General features: G+C 57.1%; 12 protein-coding genes (1 of these 12 running past the window's edge). 3 read left to right on the forward strand and 9 right to left on the reverse strand.

What is annotated here, in order from left to right; all coding sequences use genetic code 11:
* Nucleotide 1 precedes the first annotated feature (1 nt).
* Both GS646_RS02640 and GS646_RS02645 read right to left on the reverse strand, forming a co-directional pair.
* Nucleotides 2–928, reverse strand: coding sequence for a Hint domain-containing protein (locus GS646_RS02640; RefSeq protein ID WP_171184210.1), 927 nt, complete (start codon nt 926–928; stop codon nt 2–4).
* The gene (locus GS646_RS02645; protein WP_171184212.1) at nt 929–1,441 is read right to left on the reverse strand and encodes a toxin-activating lysine-acyltransferase; all 513 of its coding nucleotides are present in this window, start codon (nt 1,439–1,441) and stop codon (nt 929–931) included.
* 234 nt (nt 1,442–1,675) lie between these two features.
* Between GS646_RS02645 and GS646_RS02650 the strand changes: the two genes are divergently transcribed.
* Nucleotides 1,676–2,032 (forward strand): hypothetical protein, encoded by a 357-nt coding sequence (locus GS646_RS02650; protein WP_253284752.1) that lies wholly within the window; start codon nt 1,676–1,678, stop codon nt 2,030–2,032.
* A gap of 3 nt (nt 2,033–2,035) precedes the next feature.
* On the opposite strand, the gene hemF is transcribed toward GS646_RS02650, so the two are convergent.
* From hemF to clpS, 4 genes are read right to left on the reverse strand one after another with little or no spacing between them, the layout of a single operon-like run.
* Nucleotides 2,036–2,920, reverse strand: coding sequence for an oxygen-dependent coproporphyrinogen oxidase (gene hemF, locus GS646_RS02655; protein ID WP_171184214.1), 885 nt, complete (start codon nt 2,918–2,920; stop codon nt 2,036–2,038).
* A 5-nt stretch (nt 2,921–2,925) separates the two neighbouring features.
* Nucleotides 2,926–3,726 carry an SDR family NAD(P)-dependent oxidoreductase gene (locus tag GS646_RS02660; RefSeq protein WP_171184216.1) on the reverse strand — a complete coding sequence of 267 codons (801 nt, stop codon included), beginning with the start codon at nt 3,724–3,726 and terminating at the stop codon, nt 2,926–2,928.
* A 36-nt stretch (nt 3,727–3,762) separates the two neighbouring features.
* Entirely contained in the window at nt 3,763–4,728 is a 966-nt protein-coding gene (locus GS646_RS02665) for a class I SAM-dependent methyltransferase (protein WP_171184218.1), read from the reverse strand.
* Between the two features lie 46 nt (nt 4,729–4,774).
* A complete protein-coding gene (clpS, locus tag GS646_RS02670) occupies nt 4,775–5,116 on the reverse strand; it encodes an ATP-dependent Clp protease adapter ClpS (RefSeq protein WP_171093379.1) in 342 nt (113 codons plus the stop codon).
* A gap of 93 nt (nt 5,117–5,209) precedes the next feature.
* Between clpS and GS646_RS02675 the strand changes: the two genes are divergently transcribed.
* Both GS646_RS02675 and GS646_RS02680 read left to right on the forward strand, forming a co-directional pair.
* On the forward strand, nt 5,210–5,911 hold the full coding sequence (locus GS646_RS02675) for an HAD family hydrolase (protein WP_171649055.1): 702 nt from the start codon (nt 5,210–5,212) through the stop codon (nt 5,909–5,911).
* Between the two features lie 280 nt (nt 5,912–6,191).
* Nucleotides 6,192–7,580: a D-alanyl-D-alanine carboxypeptidase family protein gene (locus GS646_RS02680; RefSeq protein ID WP_171649053.1), complete on the forward strand. Its 1,389-nt coding sequence runs from the start codon at nt 6,192–6,194 to the stop codon at nt 7,578–7,580.
* 89 nt (nt 7,581–7,669) lie between these two features.
* On the opposite strand, the gene GS646_RS02685 is transcribed toward GS646_RS02680, so the two are convergent.
* The 3 genes in view from GS646_RS02685 to GS646_RS02695 are tightly spaced (at most 12 nt apart) and all read right to left on the reverse strand, a layout consistent with a single transcriptional unit that may run on beyond the window.
* The gene (locus GS646_RS02685) at nt 7,670–8,431 is read right to left on the reverse strand and encodes a LamB/YcsF family protein (protein ID WP_171649051.1); all 762 of its coding nucleotides are present in this window, start codon (nt 8,429–8,431) and stop codon (nt 7,670–7,672) included.
* Between the two features lie 12 nt (nt 8,432–8,443).
* Nucleotides 8,444–9,442 (reverse strand): biotin-dependent carboxyltransferase family protein, encoded by a 999-nt coding sequence (locus GS646_RS02690; RefSeq protein WP_171649049.1) that lies wholly within the window; start codon nt 9,440–9,442, stop codon nt 8,444–8,446.
* Nucleotides 9,439–10,185, reverse strand: the 3' portion of a protein-coding gene (locus GS646_RS02695; protein ID WP_171184226.1) for an allophanate hydrolase subunit 1. It continues 3 nt past the right edge of the window; 747 of the gene's 750 nt are visible here — the last part of the coding sequence; the start codon falls outside the window, past its right edge; its stop codon occupies nt 9,439–9,441. The genes GS646_RS02690 and GS646_RS02695 overlap by 4 nt, the downstream gene beginning before the upstream one ends.

Raw genomic sequence — 10,185 nt, forward strand, 5'->3', positions numbered from 1 at the left:
TTCAGGCAAGCGCGCGCGCCTCATGTTCGCGCAGGATCAAACGCGCGGCGCGGCCAAATCCGGTGTGACCCGAGGCTGGCTGGTCCGGAAAGATTGCAGCGAGTTCCCGAAGCGCGTCGGAGGACAGAGTGTAAAGCGCTTCTTCCCCCAGAAACAGGCTTTCAGCTTGCGCCCCTTCCGCATTCAGAATTTCGTGCCGATCCAACAAGATATGCAGGTACTCTACCGCCTCCACAGAGGCATCCACAAAAATGCCCGGCCAGTCGCATAAATGTTTTGCAGCCACCAGCGCCTCGGCAGCGCCAAACAGCAAATCCACCTTTGGCCCTTTCACCAGAATGCGGTGTTGTTGCGAAACCAGAAGGTCCCGGCACGGTGTGTTTGGCCCCAGACTTCCTGCCGAGATTCGAACCGGCTGCATTGCAGGTTCTGTGCATAATCGTTCGGGCGCAAGCACACTGCTTTCAATCCAGCGAATAGGTTGCAGCCCGTGATCTGCGGTTGCCACCTTGTGGCCCACGCGCAGTGTTTCAATGGCCTGCGGGCCGTCCTCGGTTTCGATCAACGTACCGGCGGCAAAGCACACACCTTCGATCCTGATCGTGACAGCCACAGGGTCCGGATCGTTGGAAAACGGCACGGTGAACGGCCCAATCAGCGTGGTGCCCGTTACACTGATGAAGAAGGTATCGAAAACCACCTGCCCGTTGTCCAGACTGTCAAAAAAGGCTGGGTCTACCGTATAGGTCCACTCGCCTGTATTCGGGTCGATCGAAGCGGTGCCGTTGGCGGGCGGCGTTGCAATGGTCCAGGTCTGGGTTGCGGGTGTAAACGTGCCATTGTCCAACGTCGGTTGCCCCATCGCCACGTTGGGTGGGGAACCGGTCACGTCGCCGGTCAATTCGCCTGTGATTGTAACCGAGACCACCTATTCTTCGCCCTGCTGCAACACCTGTTCAAACTCTCGTTTCCGATACAGGCGCATATGAACTTCGCCTGCCTGATCCCGAGTCCACTCGACAATCCGGTTTCGCGTCATGTCGCTGTCCATCCGGTTTGTCCGCACACGCGGATGAGGGATCTCTTGCTTGAGGATATCAACAATCTGGCTCGTCTGTCCAAAAGGGGCGACCAGATCAACGATCCAAAAGGAAGGCCCACCGGTAAAATCCGCTTCCTTCAACGGTTTTTCCTGCACTGCATAGCGGTACTCGGCCTCAGTGCTAAGCCCGGCAAAGGTGACAAAGCCACGGGGAAATCCGTTTTGCCGGAAGATGTGATACTGACCAAGGCGGAACGGCGTCTCGAACGCATACAGCACCTGTGCAAGGGTGCGTTTCTGATGAGTTTTTGTAAGTCCCGCCAGATAGAACATCGCGCCAAGGTCAGCGTATTTCTCGGGCGGGAAATCGAACCAGTCTTTTGGAAAGCTCTTGCTCACAGGATCGCCATTATATGATTAAAACCATAAACTTAGGTCTATTGTACCGTCTCTGCGCAATAAGGGTAGAAAAAATTCCTTGCGCCACCCAGTCACCGTCGAGGCAGGTTTGCACCACTTTACTCAAAGACTGCTGCCGCTATGTTCAAAGTACTCATGATCAATTCTCGGGATATTCAAGTTATGCAATTTGTAAGGATTTTCGCCCCAACTGCGCTTGCTTTGATGCCCGCAATGGCCGACGCGGTAGGCTTCGGGCTGGACATCCGGCCACAATTTCGAACCGAGATTACAGCGCTTCCGGATGGGGTCTATGAGGTCAAAGCTCTTGGATCGTCGGCACCCGTAACTTACTGGTGCGGGATTGGCGACTATGCGATTCGTACACTGGGCGTGCCAAATTCGCAGCGTATCTACATTTGGCGCGCTTACGAAAAGGGGGTCAGAACCGTGCAATTTTCGCTGACCCCACCTCCGGGTGCCGATACCAATCCAGGTTATTCGATCACGGTTAGCCGGGTTGGGGAAAACATGTCGGCGTCGTCGGCACAGAATTACTGCTATGACAATTTCATCATGGATACGTTCTGAGCGTCAGACCCACTTTGCCATCGGCGGCAGGCTCATCAGAACCGCATCCGGGTCATGTCCGGTTTCCAGCCCGAACTTGGTGCCACGGTCGTAGACCAGGTTGTATTCGGCATAAAGGCCGCGATGCACCAGCTGGGTGTTCTTGTCCGCGTTCGAAAAACCCTGAACGCGCCGTTTTTCAACCAATGGCAGGAAGGCAGGCAGGAAGGCACGACCGATGTCCTGAGTCAGGGCAAAGTCGGCCTGCCAGTCACCGGTGCAGTAGTCATCCATGAAAATTCCACCCACGCCTCGTGCACGTTTGCGGTGAGGGATATAGAAATACTCGTCTGCCCAGTCTTTCAGGCGCGGATAATGCGCGACGCCATGCGGATCCAGATGGTATTTTTGGGTGGCGTGGAAATGGCGTGTGTCATCATCATATTCAATGCAGGGGTTCAGGTCCGATCCGCCACCGAACCACCAGGCGTGTGGGGTCCAGAACATGCGTGTGTTCATGTGCACCGCAGGGACATGAGGGTTTTGCATATGCGCCACCAGGCTGATCCCCGAGGCCCAGAAACGGGGATCCTCGGTCATGCCGGGGATGCCCTTGCGCGCCGCCATTGCGTGCTGCGCGCGTTCACCCAATGTGCCGTAGACGGTCGAGATGTTGACGCCAACTTTCTCGAACACGCGACCGCCACGCATCACAGACATCAACCCGCCCCCTGCATCCAAGCCATCCTCAGACTGGCGCTTGGTTTCTTTGACCTCGAACCGACTGGGTTTTGCATCGGAAAACGGTCCAGTGTCGTGGCTGTCTTCAAGGGCTTCAAACGCAGAGACAATATCGTCGCGCAGTTGTCGGAACCAGGCGGAGGCAGTGGATTTTTCTGTATCGAACATGTGTCTTAGTGGGCTGGGGCAGCTACGGGGTCAAGCAATGTACGCCCGCCGTCGATTGTCAGGATCTGACCTGTGATGAAACCGGCTGCATCGGATGCCAGAAACTGCGCGGTTTCGGTCAGCTCTGTTGCCGAAGCGATACGGGCCAGCGGCGTGTGCTTTTCGATATCGTCTCGGAAGTCCCGGTTTTCCTTCAGGGTCGATTGTAGCGATGCGCTCATGACCGAACCCAATGCGATCGAGTTGACCCGAATACGGTTCGGTGCAAGCGCAACTGCAAGAGATCGGGTCATTTGATCCAGCGCCGCAGTCGACACGGAATAGGCCATCAGGTCGGGATGTGTTCGGCGGGCTGCGATGGACGAAAGGTTGATGATCGACCCGGCAAGGTTTTCCTCGTCCCCGTCCGCCTGTTTGATCATGCGTTTCGCAACCAATTGGCTCAGCCGTAGGGCCGGCATCAGGTTCTGGTTCAGCAGGGTGCGCACCGAGTCGTCATCAGGGTCCAATGGGTCCGAAGGGATCACTTGCCGCGCTCCATTGATCAGGATGTCAACCTGATCAAAAGCATCCAAAGTGGCCGATAGCAGGTTTGCTATGGTCAGTTTTTCGCGCAGATCGCCCGCGAAATAACGGATATTTCCGTCTTCTGCCTGTTCGCCCAATTCATCGACCAGGCGCTTTTCGTCCATGTCGGCGAACATGACATTTGCACCTGCATCCGCGAAATGGCGTCCGATGGCCAGCCCGATGCCATTGGCTCCGCCCGTTACGATTGCTGTCTTGCCAGCGATGGAAAAGGACATCCGAATCCTCCTGAATTGGGGGCAGGTTAGCGAGCCTTAACGCCGAGGGCGAGAGGCCTGAAGCACCTTGAACCGGTTGTCTCCGGCAATTTCAGTGACCTGAGCGAAATGTTCGTTCAGTGTGGTCTCGTAGGGCAGGTGGCGATTGGCCACCATCCAAAGGGTTCCGTTGCGGGTTAGATTGCGTGCGGCTGAGACGATAAATCCCTGACCCAGAGCCGGGTCCGCGTTGCGCGAGGTGTGAAACGGGGGGTTCATGACAACGGTGTCGATGGGTTCGGGTGCTGTCCAAGTGACGGCATCTGCCCAATAGAACTGAGCCCTTGGGTCAGAAGCGTTCTTGCGCGCGCATGTCAGAGCGGTCTGATCCGCCTCTACCAGATGCAAAGACTTGACGTCATCGCGCTTCAATACGTCTGCGGACAAAAAACCCCAACCCGCGCCCAGATCAGCCACGCGAGCGCCCAGTTTGGAAGGCAGCGACTTCAACAACATGGCCGAGGCCGGGTCGATCCCATCTGCCGAAAACACCCCCGGCGCTGTATGAAAACCGCCGACCATCTGCGCCGTAGGCGCGGCCCAGTCTTCGAAAGCAGAAGCATCAGCCTGAAACCAGAAAATCTTGCCATGTGCTTTGGACAGGGGGCCCACGACATCAACCCGCTTGCGCACATCTTTCAATATGCTGTCCACCCCATCAGTCTTGGCACCATCGACCACGACAACCCCAGCAGCCCGTGAACACGCCCGCTGGATCATCGCGCGCGCCAGCGCCTTGGCACGTGGCAAAAACACGATAGCGTCCTGACAGGGTGCGTCCGCTTCGGGCACCGTGTCAAAGCCTTGCGCCGCAAAATGATCGTGAAAAGGTTTGAACGGTTGCACCACCTGCGCGTCAGCGGGGAGCGCTGACAGGTTGTGGTCTGGCACCGGGCCGATCACAGTTAGCGGTTGCGACAGCGACAAACCGTTTTGCAATGCAAGTACCAGGCGAGGGGACATGGGCAATTCCGGCAGAGAAAGGAGAGGGCGCGACAGGCGGGGCGCCTTATTCTTCGCGTTCCATGGTGCATTGCAGCGGGTGCTGGTGCCTGCGGGCAAAATCCATCACCTGGCCAACTTTGGTCTCGGCAATCTCATGGCTGAAGACGCCGACAACGGCCACGCCCTTTTTGTGAACGGTCAGCATGATTTCGAACGCTTGGGCGTGGGTCATGCCAAAAAAACGCTCCAGCACGTGCACGACAAATTCCATCGGCGTGTAATCGTCGTTCAGCAACAGCACCTTGTACAGGGGCGGACGCTTGGTTTTTGGGCGCGTCTGCAGCAGGACTGACGCGTCTCCGTCGTCGTCCGGTGTGTCAGACATCATCCAGGTCTTTTCCAGCATCGTGTGTAACTGTCCGATTCAGGCTTGGGGTTTATCTTGGCGCTTATATAACGTGGGCATGGCCGGTGAAAAGAGCAAGCGGACGTAAATAAGATGACGGAAAAACTGACCACAATCGGGTTTGATGCAGATGATACCCTTTGGCACAACGAACGGTTTTTCCAGCTGACGCAGGCCCATTTTGCTGAATTGCTGGCGGATCACGCTGACCGGGATCACCTGATGGAGCGTCTTCTGGCCGCGGAAAAGCGCAACATTCGTCACTATGGGTATGGGATAAAGGGATTCGTTCTGTCGATGATCGAAACCGCCATCGAAGTGACAGAAGATCGTGTTCCGGCCTCGGTTATTCGGCAATTGATCGATGCCGGGCAAGAGATGCTGGCACATCCGATCGAGCTGTTGCCGCATGCCTGTGATGCGATTGAGAGCGTGTCCGACGCGTACCGGGTCATACTCATCACCAAAGGCGACCTGATCGATCAAGAGCGTAAACTGGCCCAATCCGGGCTTGGCGACTTGTTCGATGGGGTCGAGATTGTGTCGGAAAAGACCGCAGAAACTTATCAGACGATTTTCGAATCCCACGGGGATGGTCCGGCGTCTGCGATGATGGTCGGCAATTCCATGCGCTCGGATGTGGTGGCCCCGATTCAGGCCGGATGCTGGGGGGTTTATGTGCCACACGGTCTGGTGTGGGAGGTTGAGCACGCTGACGCCCCGGTTGACAGCCCGCGATTCCGCGAGCTGCGCGATTTGGGCGACTTGGCCGATCTGGTGTGTAGTTTGAGATGATGTTGCCTTTTGGCCGCAGTCCCGGAAAAACCTTGTTGTGCTCCGGCAAAGCGATGCCACAATCGCGCATTTGGTGGGTCTGCGCGATTGGTTTATCTACATATAGCGCTTTGTGGCGCATATGACGAAATCGCGAAAAGCGAAGCTTTCAGTTTCTTTTATGCCCCCCCTGTGTTAGCCTTTAACGCAATAAAATATATTTTGCCGACCGGGAAAACCCGGCGGCGCGAGGCAGACAGAGGCAAAGATCGTGCAGATTCGGCGGACAGTTCCGGCCCGAATGGGCTTATTCCTTATAGCGATGCTATGTGCGCTGGCGTTTGCGCCGCTCAAGCCCATGGCGGCACCCTATGCGGCAATGGTTATTGACGCCCGCACCGGTGAGGTTTTGCATTCGCGCAATGCCGATACGCGGCTGCATCCGGCATCGCTGACCAAGATGATGACGCTTTATATTGCGTTCGAAGCGGTGCGAAACGGTGAGATCACGCTGGATACCCCTGTGCGGATCACCAAGAAAGCTGCGGCAGAACCTCCATCCAAGCTGGGCCTGCGAACGGGACAGACGATTGCCTTCCGGTATCTGATCCGAGCGTCTGCGGTGAAATCAGCCAATGACGCGGCAACCGCTATCGGTATCGCTATCAGCGGGTCCGAGGCAGCTTTTGCCCGCCGTATGACCCGCACCGCGAAGGCCATGGGGATGAGCCGTACCACTTTCAAGAACGCGCATGGTCTGACCGAGTCGGGGCATTTGTCCACCGCACGTGACATGACCACGCTGGGACGGCACCTGCTGTATGATTACCCGCAGTATTATAACCTGTTCTCGCGTCAATCGACACATGCCGGGATCAAGACTGTACCAAATACCAACCGTCGCCTGCTGGCTGCGTACAAAGGGGCAGATGGCATCAAAACCGGGTATACGCGCGCTGCTGGGTTCAACCTGGTGGCGTCAGCCAAGCGCAAAAATGAACGGATCATAGCGACCGTTTTTGGTGGAAAGTCGGGCGCATCGCGCAATGCCAAAGTGGCCGAGCTTTTGGATCTGGGTTTCCGTCGTGCCCCGTCGCGTGCACCTATTCGCAAACCGGCACGCCCGGCTTATGCGGGTAATGCAGGATTGGGCACACAGGTCGCACGCCTGAGCGGGCCACCCAAAACCAGCCTGCGTCCGGTTGTGCGCCCAAGCGCTTCGACTCAGGTTGCAAATGCAGTGGCGGCGACAGCAGATCAGAATCGCGACCGGATCACCAACGGTATCGCAGCGGCAATAGCCCAGGCAGATATCGCGTCGACCACCTCGCCTGAACAAGCAACGGGTACACGCCCGGCGCAACGCCCGTCCGATCTGGTGCTGGCCTCAACCGAAACGGCGAAGCAACCCGAGCCCGAGCAGGAAGTTGTCACCCGGCTTTCTTCGTCGGGTGGGCATCTGTGGGGCGTCAATGTGGGGCGTTACACCACACGGTATGAGGCCGAGAAGGTGCTGCTGAAAACCGCTTTGTCAGAAATGACGACGCTGGAGGGCACGCTGCGCAAGGTGAACCAAAGCTCGCGCGGGTTTGACGCAACTTTTCAGGGCATGACCCGTGAGCAGGCCGATCTGGCGTGTCGCCGATTGCAGGCCCGCAATGTGACCTGTTTCATGATCGGACCATCATAAGGTTCGGCAAAATACTCTCCTGTTGGGTCTGGGCTGTGGTTCTCCACAGCCCTTTTTTCATGACAACGCAGCACTAAAGGTGTGTAAGGTTATCGGACGAACTTCGTCACCTCGACGCCGCCGCTGATCAGGCTTTCCCTGACGGAACGGGCGATTTGAACCGCCGTTGGTCCGTCTCCGTGCAGACAAATCGTGTCGATGGAGGTCTCTAGCCGTTTGCCGCTTTCCGTTATGATCGCGCCTTCGCGGACCATGTTCAGAATGCGTGGGCCGGCCACATCAGCGTCATGGATCACGGCACCGGGCAGGCTTCGGTCGACCAAGGTGCCATCGTCATTGTAGGCGCGGTCGGCAAAGATCTCGCCCACCCATTTGCAGCCAAGTTCGCGCACGGCGTCTTCCTGCTTTGTGACCGCAAGCACCATGACGATAATGTCGGGGTCCACATCCAAAGCGCCCTGATAGCAGGCCCGCGCCATATCAATATCGACCGAGCACATATTGGCCAACGCGCCGTGCAGCTTGAGATGCCGAACTTTTGTGCCGCCCGCCTTTGCCATGCCCATCGCGGCACCCAGTTGATACCGGACCAGATTGCGCAGCGCGTCATGGGGCACTTTCATGTTCCGGCGACCAAAGCCCTGCAGATCGGGAAAACCGGGATGCGCACCAATGCCCACATTGTTCTCAGCTGCCAATTGCATGGTCGTCGCCATCACATCCGGGTCACCTGCGTGAAACCCACAGGCGATGTTGGCAGAGGTGATGATTTTCAGCAGGCTTTCGTCATCGCCCATCTTCCAGGGGCCAAAGCTTTCCCCCATATCAGCGTTCAGATCGACGCTTGGCATTGGCATATCTCCTTAATCGGTGGCAGAGATCACTCCGCCGATCAATTGGTAGGACAACAGGTCCGGTATGTCATGCGGGTCACGGACCAGAGGTTCAACCCGCGAAGGCAGGCGCGCAAGATCTGACAGGAAGGCTGTGTGTAACGCGTTGGCCTCTTCCATGCTGACAAATTCGAAATGGATGAAACCGCCCGCAGGTGTCTGTGCCGCACAGGGCATATCGCAGGGCAAAACGGTTGCGATACGAGGATAACCCCCAGTGGTCTGGCACTCCGGCAACAGAATGAACGGATCACCTGTGCCGGTCATTTGAATATCGCCTGGGGTGATTACTTCGGACAATATGTTCAATTGCCCCGATGCCGCGAACCCGTCGCCGTCACTGTCCACTTGCATCCCCATCCGGTTTGCGCGTGCACCGCGTCGGAATGTGGTCGCAGCAAACCGATCCAACGTCGCCTGATCGAACAGCGGTGTTTGAAAGCTGGCCACCACACGCAACGTGCCACCTGAAAACCGATCAGCGGGCTGCAGTTTCAACCCGCTCTTACCCGCATGAGGGCCACAGCTCAGCCTGTCGCCCTGTTGTATCGCTTGACCGATCCGCGCCGTTAAATGCGCCGCCCGCGATCCCAGAAAAACCTCAGACTCTATTCCACCCCCTAAATGAAGATAGCCGTAATTCCCTTTCACAGCGGCCCCGATGACCAGTCTTTGCCCGGCGACCAAATGATGCGACGCATTCCAGGCCACAGGGCTACCATCAACGGTCACCTGCATTGGTGCACCGGTCAAAGCGATGTGCATATCTTGCGCGGCTTCGAATTCGCCTCCCATCCCGGCCATTTCCAGCGCCGCAAGGTCCGGGCTCTGCCCCAGCAACGCAGCCCCTTCATGCAAAGCGAATATGTCGGCAGCGCCAGAGCGGGACAAACCCTGATCCAGATACCCAATGCGCCCCTGATCTTGTATTGTGCATGAGGGGCCGATCCGACGGACAATCAGGCTCATGGCGCGATTTCCTCGTAGGTGGCACCGCCGCTGCCGTCTGCATTGTTCGCGCGGATATGTTCCAACTCTTCGCGAGATATAGGTTCGAACAGCAATTCGTCTCCGGGGCTAAGGGGGAAGGTCTCGGACATCTCCGGGCGAAAGCATCTAAATGCGGTTTGCCCGACATGCCGCCACCCGGTTGGTGTTGGGCCCGAAAACAGGACAAATTGCGAGATGGCCAGAACCAATGCGCCTTCAGGCACCATGGGGGTCAGGTTTTGCAGCCGGGGAATGTTGAACTCGGGTCCCAAAGGCCCAAGATAAGGTTGTCCGGGCGCGAACCCGATTGTCAGAACCCGCACCCGTGATTGACCCAGGCGACGTGTTGCCTCTTCCGGTGTTAACCCTGCGGCGGCTGCGGCATCGGTCAGTTGCGGTGCCAGGTCGGTTCCATAAACCGTCGGTACACGCCACAGTTTGCGACCTGTGGGAAGCTGCGTATTGTACCAGTCTTTTTGGCCAACAAGACGCTGAAGCCTGTCCAGCATCTGCTTATGCGAAATAACCTGCGTATCGAAACGCACAAAAGCAGAACCCAAAGACGCGGATGACTCCGTGACCTCATCCCAGCTCTGACGATCCACTTCAGAGCGAAACGCCAGAGCTGCGCGGTTTGCGTCTTCGGACATGCTGTCCGCAAAAGTTACCAGCGCTCCGTCAAACCCAACGGTTCTGACCAAAGGAAACTGAAGATGGCGAGC

The organism is Ruegeria sp. HKCCD4315 (assembly GCF_013112245.1).
In the GTDB taxonomy this organism is placed as follows: domain Bacteria; phylum Pseudomonadota; class Alphaproteobacteria; order Rhodobacterales; family Rhodobacteraceae; genus Ruegeria.